The sequence below is a fragment of the Halolamina sp. CBA1230 genome (assembly GCF_002025255.2).
GTDB lineage: Archaea > Halobacteriota > Halobacteria > Halobacteriales > Haloferacaceae > Halolamina.
Map to the genome: position 1 here is coordinate 916,013 of NZ_CP054587.1, position 16,148 is coordinate 932,160.

The window sequence follows — 16,148 nt, forward strand, 5'->3', positions numbered from 1 at the left end:
CGACAATGTTCAACCGGATGTGCCTACATTACGAAAAACCGATTGAACCGTTCGTCGAAGCGCTATATGATGACCAGTAGTCGTTTTCTGGATTCTTGGGCCGTTATGATAAGCTCTGTATTTTCTCCTTGTCGGCGTCAGTGAGTAGTTGCGTGCCGTATTCGTCCTCAAGCGTGGCTATCTCCTGGAGTAGTTGGAGGGCTGTGTTTTCATTGCCTTGCTTCAGGTGGTATTTCGCCTGTTTCCGCGCTACTTTGGCGACTCCCTTCCGGCCGTCGTACCACGATTCGATTTCGTAGTAGTACTGTTTTGCTTGGTTGAGATGCGACCACCATTCGTCAGTGTCGCCGTGTTCCTTGCGGATTCTCTTCGACGCTTTCCAGTGAGCGTCTGCAAGCCGATTGGCGATCGTTTTCGTTTCGTTCTCATCGTTGGTCAGCTGGTACGCCTCCTCTAGGAGGTCGATCGACTCTTCCGGTGACACTTCTTCGCTCTCCGCCAGCAGATCGTCGATTCGGTCTTGCTTTTCGAGTCGTTGGCTTCGCCAGACCGTCGTCCCGTCGAGGTCGATGCCTCGGTACTGTTCGTCACCGTCGAGCAGGTACAGCACTGTCTCGCCGTTCTGCGTTCCGAACTCCTGTGCTGGACTATTGAGATTCGGTGTTTCGAACCTGGTTTGGAGGTCGCCTGCCTCGATGTCGAACACGTATACTGCGCGGTCGGGATTGTGTGTGGCCGTTGAGGCATACCGACCACCCTCCGTAATCGCGCACTCCCAAATGTTCGCATCAAACTCGTGTTCGATACATGGCTGGCCGTCAGGGGCGACGACATCGAATGTCCCACCGAGACTCTGGTTATTCGCCTCACCGATGTCGGTGACTGCGACGTGACCAGAATTCGCCACAGCAACGTTTTCTGCCCGAGTCACAGTGAAGGCATGTTGAACCTCCTCGTCCTCGGAGAGGAGTACTATCGGTGTATCCTCCCTCATGGCAGTTCGTCCATAGAGGCCTTTCCACTGGCCGTTTGGCGAGGATTCTGCTTCGAACGTGACGCGCTCACCCTGGAATTCCCCGTGAACAAACGCCCCATCCAACGGCTCATCGAGAACGATGTCCGGTGGCGATTGAGACCGGTCTTGTGATCCAGACTCGGAGGCGCTACCGCCACCGAATAACCGACTCAGTAACCCCATGACACTATTCAACAATGTCTATGAGATAAAGATTATCCAAGAACTGAATGTCGGGTGTTTCTCTCCGGATATTGACCCACACGGCTATCTGCCAGAGAATACCTACTATTCAGATACGGTGATCACGTTCAACGTACGCCCTGCTCACCACAGGAACTAATACGCTTACTGTTGTCTTTGCTTGTCATGACTCGGGTCCTCCATACAGCTGATGTCCATCTGACGCCGGACTATCCGGAACGGAAGGATGGGCTTCGAAAGTTGCTCAATCGAGCTGAAACAGGCGATATCGACGTTGTGACGATCGGTGGGGACTTGTTCGACCAGCCGGAGGGCATGGAGCAACTCCGGACTGACTTGCGCAACGACCTCTTTACTGACCGGTCATTCGAAATCGTCCTCATTCCTGGCAACCACGACCTCGAAGCATACCGTGGGGACGTGTTTTTCGGCGACGCATGTACTGTCATCACGGAGGAACCGTTCAGTCACTGGACTGCACCGGAGGAGGATCTCCGGATTACGGCTCTCCCCTATAGAGAACACCCGGATGACGAACTCCTCCTCAAACTGCAAGACAGAACATCGTTTGACGGGCATGAAGCCCTGCTTCTTCACTGTAGTCTTGACGCGCCGTTCGACGACTACGAGACAGGTGACGAAACGGCGAGGCGATACTTTCCCGTGACTGAAGATCTCCTCTCCGAACTGGAGTTCAATTCGTATCTCGCTGGGCACTATCACAGCCCGCACAAAGTCTCGTTTACGGGCGGTTCGGAGTTCACCTACCCTGGCACGCCGGTTTCGACAAGTCGCTCAGAGACTGGGCAGCGCCGGGTGAGTATCCTCAACCCGGAGACCGGGATTGAGTTTGAGACGCTGGACACCTACCATTACGCTTCACGTGAGTTTACGGTGACACCTGGTGATGAAGACACGCTCCTCAACAAGGTTCGTGAGTGGTCGAACCAGCATGCGATTGCCAGTGCGGATGCGTCGGTGCACGTCGATGGCTTCGTCGAAATGGCGGAAGACGCGTTCAACGACGAGTTGCGTGCAGCAGCGGTCCCGGCGTCAGTGACAGATGCAACTCGGAACGTCGAACACGTCCTCTCCCACCCGTTGTTCAGATCGTTCCAAGCAGAACTTGCCGACACGGACTGGGACGAGGAGACAACCGAGAACGTGACAAAGCGGACGCTCGAAGTGTTCAGTCAACTGTCGGCCCGGGGGGAGATCTGAATGCGGCTCACTACTGCAGAGGTTGATCGGTACGGGCCGCTGTACGACTGTCGGCCGCCCTGTCAAGACGGCATTACCGTTCTCTCAGGATCAAACGAGGCGGGAAAGACACTCTTCCTCGAAGCCGTACTGCAACTGCTTGAACCAGAAGTGTCGGGCGTCATGAATCCCGGCCCTCGCGTCAGTGACTCACCAACGGGACGAGTCGTTGTTGAAAATGGCGGCGACCAGTACGAATGCGACGGCACGACGTCGCTGAGCGATATTTCCCCGATCGAACCGCGGCATTTGCAGAGCGTGTTCGTCGTCCAAGACAACGACCTGGCACTCCCGAGCGACCAGGAGTACTACACGTCGCTCATCGAGAAGCTCGGTGATATCCACACGACCGAAATCAATGCCATCCAGTCGGAACTGAAAGATCGCGGGCGGCTCACCGACACACGACTCAACATCTCCAGTGATCAGTCCTACAACAACGCCGGCGATGTCCACGAGAAGGCAGGTACGCTCGCCGAGGAGATCCGTGACTACACGGAGCAAATCAAGGCTGAAGGGTTAGACGAGTTGGAGACGCGTCGCCTCCGCCTCAAGCGAGAGCTACAGAAGGTCCGTGAGGGCCTTCAAGAACAGCAGGAAGCGAAGACGGTCGCGGAATATGAACGTCTCTCGAATCGGCTTGCGACGTACCGGTCTACGAGTGACCGACTCGCTGACGTCGAAGGGTTCGACCGTGAGACGTTGACCGAACTCCGCGAACTGCAGAACGACATCGAGCGTGATCGGGATGAGCTGCAGAGCCTCACGGCCGACATCGACGCGAAACGTGAAGAGGTCGCGGAGGCAGAGCAGGCGCTGGAGGACCTCGAATCACGGGAGGCAAAACTATCACGGCGAGAATCAGCGGTAGCTGAGACGCAGTCTGCGCTGGAAACGTATCGTGACCGGCAGCGTGACGCCGCCGGCGCGCAACGGCGACTCACATTAGCGAAATACACAACAGTTGCAGGCTTGCTTGCGGCCGGCGGTACAGGTGTCGCAGGCGCGATTGCAGGTTCGACCGCTGCCCTTGGACTGGGCGCTGTCCTCCTAGTTACTGGGGTTGTGAGTGCGTTCCTCTACCAGCAGTCGAACGAGCGCCTCACCGCTGTCGAGGCGGCACGTGAGTCTGCCGTCCAAACCGCGAGGGATGCTGGGTTCAATGTTGAAACAGTCGAAGACATCGCTCCAGCGATCGAATCCTTCGAGAACGAGTTATCGCAGGTTCGAGACCGTGTCGCTCGGAAAGACCAGCAACGTCAGGATGCCGAACAAGAACTTGAGGAACTTCAGGGAGAGAAATCCGAGTTAGAATCGGAGATTACTGGGCAGGAACAGCGGTTTGACGAGCTATTGGCGGAGGCTGACGTTGAATCGATCGACGAGTACGAAGCCAACGTCAAGGAACGAGACGACCTGGAACCAGAACGTCGCACGGCGCGCCAGAGTCTCGTCGATCGGTTCGGTGAACCTGACGCAGATGAGCCAGCTGCGAAAGCTACAGAGTGGGAGCGAGATTTGGAAGCGTTGGTCGATGACGTCGAGGTAGACGAGATCGATGTCGAGGAGTATGACGAAGGTACCTTGGAGGAATACGAGGCCGAGGTTGACCGGCTGGAAACCAAGCTTGACGAGCTCGAAACGCAGCTCACTGACCACGACAACACGTTAGATACGTTCGATCAGCGAGCCCGGAATCTCAATACCCAGCCGTTCGTCGGCCACAGTCTCGGATTAGCATCCCGTTCCAGGGAAGGTCTGGAAACGCTTGCGTCCGATCTTGATGCTGTTGTTGATCAGATTGAGGAAGATGCAGAGGTGTCACGGAAGGCGCTGAAGATCTTCAACCGGATCGAAGCGCAGGAGGAGCAGAAATTAACGGATTTATTCGACCCTGACGGGCCGGCCTCTCAAACGTTTGAGCAAGTGACAGGAGGCCGCTATACTGAAGTTGCGTATGATGCCGAAACGCACGACCTCGTCGTTGAGCGGGAAGACGGGCGCACCCTTTCGCCGGATACGCTGAGTCAGGGGACCAAAGACCAGTTGTACTTCGCTACACGCGTGTCGCTTGCTCAGCAACTCCTTGGGAACGAATCTGGGTTCCTCTTGCTCGACGATCCGTTCCTTGCAGCGGATCCAGACCGTCTGCGAAAAGGCTTTGAGACACTCCAAGCACTATCTGATGACGGCTGGCAGATTCTCTACCTCACCGCGAAACAGGAAGTGACCGAAACGATGGTCGATGAGTACGATTTGGCTCACACCCAATTCACCTCTTAAATGGTGAAACGGGTTCTTGGGTTCAGATGTCTCTCTAGTTCCATAAATGTAAGTCCCGAAAATACTTCACCGAGAGACATCACCTACCTCTGATGGCCTCGGATACTCCGACGATGCAGAAAAACTGGAGAGCCCTAACCGACCCGGGAGTATACTTATTTCATGTTGAGGGGCGTCCCCGTCTTCAGGAAGTTTCCGTAAACCGCTATCGCTTGTCAGTGGAAGGTGGACTTGATCGGCAGCAGGATAGGCACGCATTCACTCAATCTGCTGCATACTGGCTGGACCAAGAGCACGGTACACCAGTTGGTGGATCTGGTGAGATGCACGTGATCTCTATGACGGAACTCTCTCGAACGGTCACAGCAAAAGATCACGAAGTCACGCCTGAGAAGGTCGGTGAGAGAACCCTTTCACCGAGCGATCCTGGGGAACGAGCGCAAATCAAGGGTCTCATCCAATCCTCACTTCGGCGCGCAATCCCGGATTCACGGTACTCTTTCCAGTTCCTTGACGAGGTCGTTCGACGGGACATCGAGTTTGGCGGTGGGGAATCTGACTTCGGTGCTCGACGGAAGCACAGTCTGAAGATTCACATTACTGCCGATGGTGTCGTTTTACTCCAAGTGAGAGTTGGGTATAGTCTCGCCACCATGTCGTCACTTGACGAGATGGTTACAGCGGGGAAGGAGCTCCCCTCATGGCGAGTCGAACATAACTCGGAGGTGTACAGTAACTCGGGGACGGGACAGCTTGCAGGCTGGAGTGACCTGCACTATAATGACTGGTCTGATTCTCTCGGTGAAGTCATTTCCGAGTATCAGGAAGGGGTGATGAAGGAGGAAGTCAGAAAGGAATTGATCGAACAAAACCCCCGACTTGTTGAGGTTGACTATGGAGGGTTTACTGGCGATCAAGCCCCGCGTGCGCTCACGCTAAGCCCCCGGACAGAGCAAGTGAAAGAGCAGGATTGGGACTTCCACGACCAATTCACAACGCGTAGGGCAATGGAGCCTGACGAACGGTTCGAACTTGTCGCTGACTTCGTTGATGACTTAGCGACGCTTCCGGGGTTGGACATTGACTTTGAATCGAGCCCATCGAACTACGGGTTCGAGTATGTGAATATGCGGGAAGGCCAGTCCAGACTCATCTATGGTGATGGGAATCACGCATCCAAGCCGAGTACCGGACTCAAGCGACATGGCGTGTACAGTCCACCCGGGGAGTACCGTGTCGGCGTCTTGTATCCAAGTGACTTTGAAGAGATACATCAGGATCTAATCGGGCTCATCGCAAAGACGCTCGCACAGTGGGAAGCACCGGCGGGAACATCCGGGTACAGTTACGAACTTGGGAGTCTTTCAGAGTATGGCGATATCTATCAGCAGTTGCGAGACGATACGGACGTCGTTGTCGCACTGGTTCCTGACAAAGGTGCTGCAGATGATTTCCCGGGCGTCGAAGACCCCTACGACGAGCTCAAACGGACGCTGATGCGGAAAAACATCCCCACGCAGATGCTGCAGAAATCGACCGCCCAAAGGGTCATCAACATGTCTCGAAAGGGGGCGAGCGATGAACTTGTAAACACCCTGAGTGCGGTTGTTGCGAAGGCAGGCGGGACACCCTGGCAGATTGACGAGCTGCCGGGGGAGACTCAGGCCTTCATGGGATTAGACGTGACGAGGGACCAAGAGACCGGCCAACACTCCGGCGCAAGTGCGAGCATTGTGATGCGGGACGGTTCAACGTTCGCTGCAGAGTCCACGACACAACAGGCCGGCGAAAAATTCGTTTCCGACCAAGTCGCCAAATTCGTCAGGGATCTCGTGTTTGACTTCGCTGACGAACGTGATGAACCACTTGAACGTTTGACAGTCTTCAGAGATGGGAAAGTGCATGAGGACATAGAGGCCGTTAGAGAGGGCCTTGACGCTTTAGATGCTGAAATAGACATTGTCGGCGTCCGTAAACGCGGTCAGTCCCGCGTCGCAGAGTTCGATGGGCGGGAGTTCCGTATCGCGGACAAAGGTATTGGATTCGTAGATTCGGACCGCGACCAGGCCATCGTTCATGCCTTTGGAAAGCCAGAAATCGACGACGACAATCACGTTGGCACCCCACGTACGTTCCGCTTAGTCAAAGACTCTGGACCCACAGACATCGAAACCCTCGCTCGCCAGTCGTTCTGGCTATCTGAGGTCCATTATGGAAGCCCCGCAAGAAGTACTCGCCTTCCCGTACCGATCAAGTACGCTGATGCCGCTGCGAAATACGTGAGCGACGGCTATATTGATCCGGGTCGTGTCATTCGTGGTCCCGCGTATCTATAGTCAATTAAGACGAGCAGCGGTAAACGAGTCACCGATCTGCTTCTCACCTTTCTAGTAAAAACAGGATTCCCCAACAGAATATAGTGGGAAGGTTATCGTCCCACCCGTACCGATGTTTGGTCCAGTTGTTCCTGCAGGAGTTGAACTGTGTCTTCGAGTGCGTGTGTGAATTCCGGGGCTTCCCACGTGTACGTGTCTTCCACGTCGGTGAAGTACAGCGTGGCAGTCACGTCTCTCGTGGGATCTTGTTGATTGAGCGCGGCAGCGTATGCTTGCAGTTGTGGCTGATGGTGGGTGGCTCGGTCGGTGAGGAACTCCTCGGTAGTCTGGGTTGACGCTTTCCGATCAGTCTTGTAGTCGATGACGTGGTACGTGTCTGGAGTAACGACGAGGTGGTCGATGAACCCACTGACAGTACCGTTGCCGAGGGTGAGTTCGATGTAGTATTCGTCGTGGATTTGCTGAACGTTGAGCGTGCTGTGGAGTGTGTTGAGGTACTGAATCGCGGCGTCAGCGGCTGTTTCGATGGCGTCGAATGCTGAGTCGGGGTAGGTTGATTCAGTGAGTCCCGGTGTGCGGTCGTGTTGTTCTTGGATCGCTTGTTCGATGACGCGGCGGCGCTCGTCACGTGGTGGGCGGGTTTCGCAGAGTCGGTGGACAGCGTGGCCGTAGATGGCTGCGGGGATGTTTCGCGTGTCTGTGTCGGGGTAGTCGTGCTCGTGTTCCTCGCTCGATTCGTTCGTCACCGGGCTCGCCGTGACTTGGTTCGTATCGTCGTGTTCGTGGAGTTCAACCGTGCCGGCGGGGATGCGGGTGAGATCTGATGCGGAGAGAGTGAACTCCCATGGCTGCTCGTACGTGTACGGTGAACGTTCCGTCGTTGCCGGGACTGGATCAGGATCAGGGTCGTATTGTGCATCGTCTGGTGGGAGGCGAACGTCGAGAGTGCCTCGGCCGGTGTCGCCGTCGATCTCATACGGGAGTGTCACGGTGAATGACCCGTTTGCTTCGAGAGTATCCCACCAGCCAGCTGTATCAGTATCTGTGTTGAACAGCGCGGGTTGGATCCAGTCAATGGGGCTGGACGGGTCGTCAGGGTCAGGTTGTTCGATCCCGGTGTCGTGATCGCCGTCAGCGTTGTGCCGACCGGTCAGGATGAGGTGGTCTTCGGCGCGGGTGGCAGCGACGTAGAGGATACGTTTCTCTTCGGCGTGTTCTTCGGCGCGGCGACGGTCACGGGCGACGCGTCGCATGAGGGTCGCGTCAGTGTCGGTACGGTCGTCCGTAGAGACGTTGAGACCGAGAAGTGGGCGGCGCTCGCCGGCGATCGGGACGCGTTCGTACTCGATACTGCCGTTGCTGATACGTGCCCTATCGTTGAACCCCTTCCCGAGCCCAGGCATGGCGACGACAGGGAATTCCTGGCCTTTCGCTTCGTGAACGGTCATGATGCGAACCCCGGTCGAATCGGTTGCGTCGTTTGCTTCGGGTTCTTTCCGGCCTTGTTCGGCTTGATCGGCGAGTCGTGTGGTGACGCGGTCGATGCTGGGGACGCCGTTGGCGTCGAATTCGCGGAGTTTGTCTCGGAGCTTGTCGATGTTGGCGAGAGCAGTAGTGCCGCGTTCGTCGGCGGCGATCGCGGCGAGGTACCCGGTTTCTTCGAGGATCCGGTCAGCGAGTGCGACCCAGCTCTCGACGGTTGCGCCGGGTGTGTTCCCGGTGCCGGCGTACTCGCGCCAGCGTTCGATGTCCTCGACGACGGATTCGACAGCAGGATCAGTACTGGTCTGCAGGGAGTTCCATAGCGTATCGTCGGTGTCGTGGGCGGTGGCGAGCTGCGTGTCGGTTAGGCCGCACAGCGGGGAGCGTGCGGCGGCGTACAGTGCGATGTCGTCGGTGGGGTCAGCGAGTGCGTTCAACAGCGCGATGAACGGCCGGATTTCTGGCGTGTCGAAGAACCCTTCGCCTTTGATGACGGTGTACGGGATGTCCGCTGCGCGAAGACCGCGTTCGTAGTCTTTGAGGTCGCTTCGAGAACGGATGAGCACGGCGATATCCTCGGGTTGGACGGGCCGGGTATCGGTGTCTGATTCTGGGTCGTCGTCGGTGACGAGGGTGTTGTCGGTGAGGAGAGCGGCGATGCGGTTGGCGAGGGCGGTTGCCTCGATGTCGGCGGGTTCGGACTCGGGGAGATCGGTGAGGCCGTGGTCTGTGTCGAGGTAGCGGTCGCGGAGGTCGGTTTCGACGGGGACAGGGAGGTATTCGGTGATCGGAGAAAGGTCGGTAGGCGTGTCGCGCCCGGCGGTGAGCGGGCCGCTGACGGCTTCGTACGGTTCGTCGTTACCGTACGCGAATACGTGGTCGAAGAGCCCGTTGATGGCTTGCAGCGTCTCCGGAAGTGTGCGGAAGTTCGTAGTCAGTTCCGGGTTACGGGGATTCGTTCCGTTTGCGGTGTTCGCGTCGTGCATCGCGGTCGTGGCGTCGTCGAAGATGGTGACGTCGGCGTCGCGGAAGCGGTAGATGCTTTGTTTGACGTCGCCGACGACGCACACGTTGTCAGCGGTGAACGGGTCAGTACCGCTCGTGAGCGCTTGGACGAGTTGCCACTGGCGCGTGTTCGTGTCTTGGAACTCGTCAACCATGATGTACAACAGGTCCTCGCGGAGGTCGGCAACAGCATCTTGGTCGGGGTCGGTGAGGAACGTAAGCGTGTGGCCGATCAGGTCGTTGTAGTCAAGGACGCCGCGCTGGTGCTTCCGGTCGTTGTACTCGGTGAGCGCCGCTTCGGCGAGATCGGCAAGCGCAGTGAGGAGTTCATGGGCATCGCGGTCCGGATCGAGTGAGGCGTCCGTTGGTCGCGTCGCAGGTGCGAGCGTATCAAGAACGCTATCCATTGCGTCGCGGAACCGCGTGGCTGTCGGGCCATCGCTCTGTCTGAAAGATTTGTTCCCGTAGTAGGTGCCGTCCCCGTACCGGTCGCCGTCGCTGTTCGTCAGCGTGTCACAGAGGCTGCGGAACAGTTCGAGTTGCTCGATCGGCGTTGCGTCCGCGATGTCCTGCCTAGATGTTGCTTCGACGAAAGCAAGTACGTCGTTCCCGACGCGTTTCGTCGGATTCGTTCCGAGACGGTCAGCGACATCGTCATCGCTGTACAGTTCACACAACGTGTCGAGGTCATCACGTACCGTTTCCAGCAAGTGTGCGGGGTCGGCGTCCAGTGGGTGCAGTTCGACAAGGTGTGCTTCGTACGCTTCTTGACTTTCGAGGTCGCGTATCTCGTCGATCCACTCGCTGGTCATGTCGGACTCGGCGATCAGTTCGGCCAGCACGTCAACGAGCTTCGACCGGTCAAACTGCGGGGCGAGGACGCGCACGCCGGGCGGTTCGGACTCGACGAGTTCGGTAGCGACGGTGGTTCGGAGTCGTGCGGCGTCGGTGTCTTCCAGTACTTCGAAGTCCGGGTCTACCGCTGGGTGCGTGACGGCGTACTCTTCGAGGATACGGCTGCAGAACCCGTGCGTGGTGTCGATGTACCCGGCTTCGACGCCGTCGGCGGCGGCGCGCCAAACGGCCCACCGGTCGGGGTCGTCAATATCGTCGAGTCGGTCATGGATCTTCTCGCGGATCGATCGTGCGAGGTCTTCGGCCGCCCGGTCGGTGAACGTGGTGACGACGATACGCTCCGGGAGTCGCCGGGCGGCTTCAGGGTCGGTAATCCGGTCGATATCGTCCGGTAAGCAGTAGCCCGGTTCGTCGTCAGCCGCGGTGAGGCTGTCCGGACCGTCGAGATGCGCGCGGAGGATCGTAAGGTACCGCTCGGTGAGCATCGTCGTCTTCCCGGTTCCGGCTCCAGCTTCGACGGAGACGTTCCGGTCAATCGTCCGGGCGGCGCGTTGCTGGGCGCGGGTGAGCGTGATGTCGTCGTTCGAGGCTGTGTCCATTTGGTCGGTCATTGGGTGTCCTCCGTGTCGATGCCGGGTGCGTACTGTGGCGTGTTCGATTCTGTGAGCGCGTCGTGGATGTCGTGCCGTCGGTGGTGTCGAACGTCGCACGCATCGCGGTACGGGCAGTACTCACAGCCAGCCGTGTCTGGGCTGAGAACCGTCGGGTGGAACGACCCGTTGTCCACGGCAGCCGCGATCCGGTCAATACGGTCCGGAATGACGTCGTGGAGGAACTCAGTGAACTCGCCGCGCGTGTCGAACTCCAACGTCTGGTAGCGGCGAAGTGGCGCTGGGTCGTCTGCACCCCAATACGCGTGAGCGGCGTCCTCTTCACTGCCGACCGTGCCCGCATGTGGTGAGATTGAGTCGGTCGGATCCACTTGGTAGTAGGAGCCTCCGACGGGGTCCCCGTTGAGTGCGTTCTCGGCCATCAACAGGTACGCGGGCAACTGGAAGGTGTGCCCGTCGATCGTGTCGCTCTCGCTTGCCGTGCTGCCTGTCTTGTAGTCCATGCCCACGATTCCGCCGTCACTGGTAATGTCGAGCCGGTCGATTTTCCCGCGGATCTGCACGTCCGTTCCAGGGACGCGCACCGGGTCGTCCGCGAGGACCTCGGGGCCGGGCTCGTCAGGAGTGAGGCCAACGTGCGCTTCGAAGTACGACGGCGTCGCGTCCCGCGGTGCAAGTTCGGCCTCGGAGTGCAGGAATCGTTTGAACAGTCCGGGTGGGCCGTCGGCGTTACCATACCTGTTCTCCGGAACGGTGAGCCCATCAAAAAGCGCGGTAACCCACGTGTCGTGGAAGGCAGTGTCTCGTGCGTCGAGTTCGTCAAGCCGGGACGCTGCCACTTCGTACAGTACCTCCTCTGCCTCATCAACCGTCTCCTCCGTGACGCCGTCGTGGCCTTCTCCGCGCCACGTGCGGTAGAAGCGTTCGAGAACGTCGTGGACGTACGTGCCGGCATCAAGCGCGTTCAACTCCAGCGTGATCTCATCGTCCGGTTCGATGTCGAGAACGTATTTGAGGTAGTACTTGAACCCGCAGTCAGCGTACGTTTCCAGCTGACTCGGGCTGTACGGCTGATCTTCGCCTCGCAGGGCTGTGACGATCCCTGAATCCACGTGCCCGTCGTAGTCGCCGACGTTGTCGGCCGCTCGTTCGGCGGCGACCGACACGCCGTCTGAGAGGCGTTTCGACGCGTTCGCTCCTGAGATGTTGATGTCGTACGTGTCGGTGTTCCTTGAGAGCGCGTCAGGCGTGAGTGCGTTCGAGTCAATCGCTGCCGCAAGTTCTCGGTGCACGTCAGTGTACGACGCCGGGGGTGCGCGGTCGTTCACGCTGCTGGCTTCTAACCCAGTGACACGTTCGAGTTCGACGACAGGGTCAGCGAGGATGTATGGGTCGCCGTTCCGGTTGTGTTGCGGGGCGGTAAGCGTCAGGTCCGCGTCGGCAGCGATTAGCTGCGCGAACGTGTACCGGGTCCCGGCAACCGGGTTTGATGCCGCGAACTCTGGGTGAGAGTCGTTAAGTGGCCGTGCGAATGCGAGGCGGCGTGGTGGTGACGGGGTGTGTTCGGTTGTTAGCCCGGGGACGAACACGTACTCGGCAGGGTTGGTGGCCGCCTCCGCCGGCGAACACACTCGAACGCTGTCGGACTCCCGACCCACCGATGTTTCGACCGTCACCTGTTCGAGCGCACGCCGCAACTCCTCTACATCTGTGTCCGCGTCGTCTCGATCCGCTGCGTCCCGACGTTCCGTCAGCGACGAACATACTTCGGCTGCCCTCTCGATGGCCTGTTGTTCCCGTGCGCGGACGTGCCGTGAGAACCCGATGGCGTCGGTGAGGCCTGCCCCGTTCTCGGTCGTCGGGACGCCGAGTTCCGCAAGCAACGCCTCCCGTTCACTGTCGATATCGGTCGCATTTACGAACTCTTCGCAGGCGGTCACGACGTCACGGATGAACGCCTCAGTGTCCGCATCGACGTACTCGGCGAGGGTAGAGACGCGCGTGGACTCCAACCGGTCAGCGTTCTGGAGTGCGTTCCGAACGGTTTCACGGTGGTTGGGGGCGACGAGTGGGTTCGACAGGAGTCGTGTGAGCGGGCCTTGCCGGTCTGGTTCGGTCCCAAGGTTGATTACGGACTCAAACAGTTTGCCGGTCGTTGTTGCGAACAGCGACCGTGACGAACTGGCCACTACCGGCACGTCCGCAGCTCGAAGCGCGTCTGTGATTCGATTCCCGTATGTGCCCTCATCGAACGGTGCGACGGTGATCGAACTCGGATCGACACCGGACCCGATTAACGATCGGACTGTCCGAGCAACGTCACGAATTTCGTCTTGTATCGTCGCGTGGGTCTCCAGAGTCACGTCGGACCCGACCTGAACCGGCTCAGCTTGCCCGTCTTCGTGTTCGTACAATGATGCCGCTGCGCGTTCACGCGGCGATCGTGAACTTGTGCCGTCAGTCTCGTGTGGCGTGAATCCGAGTTCGTCGTACCATCGGCTGATTCGACGGATCGCGTCATCAGCCCCGCTGAGTTCGTCGGCGTCAGTTACGCGGGTCAGTACGATTCCGGTGTCGAACGCATCGGCGATCAACCCGATAATGTCGCGCTCCTGTGGTGAGAGGGTCTGGAATGACCCAACGATCACTACTTCGATCGTTGAGAGCTCGGATTCGACGAGTGGCTGCCCTGCGTCAAGCACATGGCGGAACCGTTCGCTCCGAAACGTCTTCGCATCATCAAAGCCGTCCGCACGAACTTGATGAACGAGCGCAACGAATCGGGATAATGATTGCGCGAGCCTAGGGAGCCCTTCTTGGGTCAATCGTTGTTCGACTTCCTCCGCAGTGATCGTACCGGCGAACTCCAGGAGCGTGAGGAGTTCTTCAGACTGCTGGATGAGGCCGACAGATGGATCCTCTTCGCTGTACAGGGGGTGTTCAGTATCGGTAAGGCGAGAAAGTGCTTCCTCGACGATCCACTGCCGTTCGGCACTGGAAATGTGCGTCGCTGACCCGTCGTAGGTGTCTGCCTCGTATAACTCGTCTACTAACGTACGGAATCGTTCGCATCGAAGCTCAATTGGGGAGCCGTAGGTGTCCCACTGGTCAGCGACAATCCCGTCGTTCACGGATGGCGGTTCAAGATACAGCACAGACTGCGGTACCCCTGAGGAACGTTCGTCGGCCCACTGGAGTATGGCGGCCCGTCCATCTGAGGGAGTAGGTTCCGAGAACACCCGGCGTGTCGTCATTGTGCCATCCTCACGCAACAAACACGTCAAACTTGCGCTGCCGAAAAGACATGTACTGAGTCAGCCGCAGGAAAAGACGGTGAACACATCACTGATTTTTCTCGACTGTGCCTATCGGTTGGAACCGCTTGAGATGTTTCTGAATATGGGCAATAGAGCTATCTTTTTTGATCGTGACGAGTCTCAGGAGCTCTAATGAGCGGCCCTAAAGCGCCGAGTTCAGTCGGGCGGCTCCCGACTGCCGTGGCAGATGAAATGGTTCGGCGGCTGTTCGACGATGGAGACCCGGAATCTGATGACCGGATCTTGTTCCCTGGCGTCGGCCACGGGGAACTCGTTGAAGCGGTGGCTCGATACTGTGAACGCCACGAGCTCGATTTCCCCGAGAGCATCGCCTTGGAGACGAACGAAGAGCTCGTAGAGGAAGCCAGAGAGAAGTTTGACGAATTGCCGCTTGAGGTTCGCCGGCTCGATTTTCTTGGGAGTCTTCCCGACCTCGGAGAGTTTGAATTCATTGTGAGTGACCCACCGGTAGCGAGGCTGCACGAGCTGTCCCAAGAGGTTCGGGAGGATCTTGCAATGCGGTTCGATACGATCTCTGCTGACGGACCTGGACGGGATGAGGACTATTATCTCGCGTTCTTCGAGCAGGGGTTAGGGATACTTGCTGCCGAGGGGCGACTGGTCTTCGCTACCCCTGACTTCACGAGCAAGCAAGGGCACTCCGCAATTCCTGAACTGAAACGGCGGCTCACAACGTTCCACATTGAGGATATTGATGAGAGTCCCGTCGAGTCACCGTACGATCAAGCGGAACTGGATATCGTGATTACAACGGTCGCCCACGCAGAGCCCGATTCGAAATATGCATCCGAGGTTGATTTCGAAGGCGTGCAGGAAGCACTGACGGTCACATACGACATCGGCGTTGCGGACATCATGACGCAAGACCCGGTGGCGTTCTACTCAGACGATGATGTCCATAGTGTCTACCTGACTCTCGTTCGGAATGACTACGACGCGGCACCGGTTCGAGACCGGGATACCGGGGAATGCCTCGGGCTCGTGTCGAAAGCCGAGCTCACTGGCGCTGATACGGGGACGCTTGCGGACGGGTACATCACGGATCTTGACGAGAGTAGGCTCATCTCTGCTACGGCGTCGTTCGATGAACTGCTGACGCAGTTACGTGAGAAACGGTTTTGCGTGGTAGGGACTGCTGACGATATTCGAGGGATCGTGACGCGGTTCGACCTCAACAGCATGGAAGTGTATTTCCACTTGTACGCGAAGTTCGCGCAGTTCGAGATCGGGTTGCGAAACGCCATCCGCGACTACGAAATCGACTGGGATGACGCGCTCTTGGAGGCCGGAATCAGCTGGACGGATATCAAGCGACGGCGAAAGGAGTACCGGGAGAAATCTGAAGTCGCACAGGATGTTCTCGACACGCTGCTGTTGTCTGACCTGATCAAGATCGTTGAGAACAGCAGACTCCAAGCGGAGATTGAATTCGACCGGTCGTCCCTCGGCGTTCGACCTTCGGCTATCAACAAGCTGCGTGGGTCCGTTGCTCACTACCAGCCGCTAATCCATACGATGGACTCGTTATCGTTGCCGAAGCAGCGAACAGCGGAGAATTTCGGCGAGGTTTATGATGCACTGAACGAGAGCCTTCAGGCTCTTGAGAGCCGGAACTACATCTAACCAGAGGTTGTCTTCTTCACCGCTCCATCTGCTACGCCAACTGAGATAGCCGATCGTCTTGAGTACTGAGAAACCCACCGGTGTCGGGGGTTATGGAAAATTCATTACACGGAAGCACCGAGTGTCGCCGATTATA

7 protein-coding genes are annotated in these 16,148 nt (G+C 58.0%); 4 read left to right on the top strand and 3 right to left on the bottom strand.

Annotated features, from left to right (window positions below; genetic code table 11):
• Window positions 1-103: 103 nt before the first annotated feature.
• Entirely contained in the window at window positions 104-1,198 is a 1,095-nt protein-coding gene (locus B4589_RS04625; RefSeq protein WP_079233167.1) for a hypothetical protein, read from the bottom strand.
• A gap of 186 nt (window positions 1,199-1,384) precedes the next feature.
• Between B4589_RS04625 and B4589_RS04630 the strand changes: the two genes are divergently transcribed.
• From B4589_RS04630 to B4589_RS04640, 3 genes are all read left to right on the top strand, one after another.
• Entirely contained in the window at window positions 1,385-2,440 is a 1,056-nt protein-coding gene (locus B4589_RS04630; protein ID WP_079233168.1) for a metallophosphoesterase, read from the top strand.
• A complete protein-coding gene (locus B4589_RS04635) occupies window positions 2,441-4,762 on the top strand; it encodes an ATP-binding protein (protein ID WP_143414269.1) in 2,322 nt (773 codons plus the stop codon).
• A 92-nt stretch (window positions 4,763-4,854) separates the two neighbouring features.
• Window positions 4,855-7,098: a Piwi domain-containing protein gene (locus tag B4589_RS04640; RefSeq protein ID WP_255246127.1), complete on the top strand. Its 2,244-nt coding sequence runs from the start codon at window positions 4,855-4,857 to the stop codon at window positions 7,096-7,098.
• 92 nt (window positions 7,099-7,190) lie between these two features.
• On the opposite strand, the gene B4589_RS04645 is transcribed toward B4589_RS04640, so the two are convergent.
• Entirely contained in the window at window positions 7,191-11,051 is a 3,861-nt protein-coding gene (locus tag B4589_RS04645) for an exodeoxyribonuclease V subunit beta (protein WP_079233170.1), read from the bottom strand.
• Window positions 11,048-14,305 (bottom strand): PD-(D/E)XK nuclease family protein, encoded by a 3,258-nt coding sequence (locus B4589_RS04650; protein ID WP_079233171.1) that lies wholly within the window; start codon window positions 14,303-14,305, stop codon window positions 11,048-11,050. The genes B4589_RS04645 and B4589_RS04650 overlap by 4 nt, the downstream gene beginning before the upstream one ends.
• Before the next feature lie 195 nt (window positions 14,306-14,500).
• Between B4589_RS04650 and B4589_RS04655 the strand changes: the two genes are divergently transcribed.
• On the top strand, window positions 14,501-16,012 hold the full coding sequence (locus B4589_RS04655; protein WP_079233172.1) for a CBS domain-containing protein: 1,512 nt from the start codon (window positions 14,501-14,503) through the stop codon (window positions 16,010-16,012).
• Window positions 16,013-16,148 lie beyond the last annotated feature (136 nt).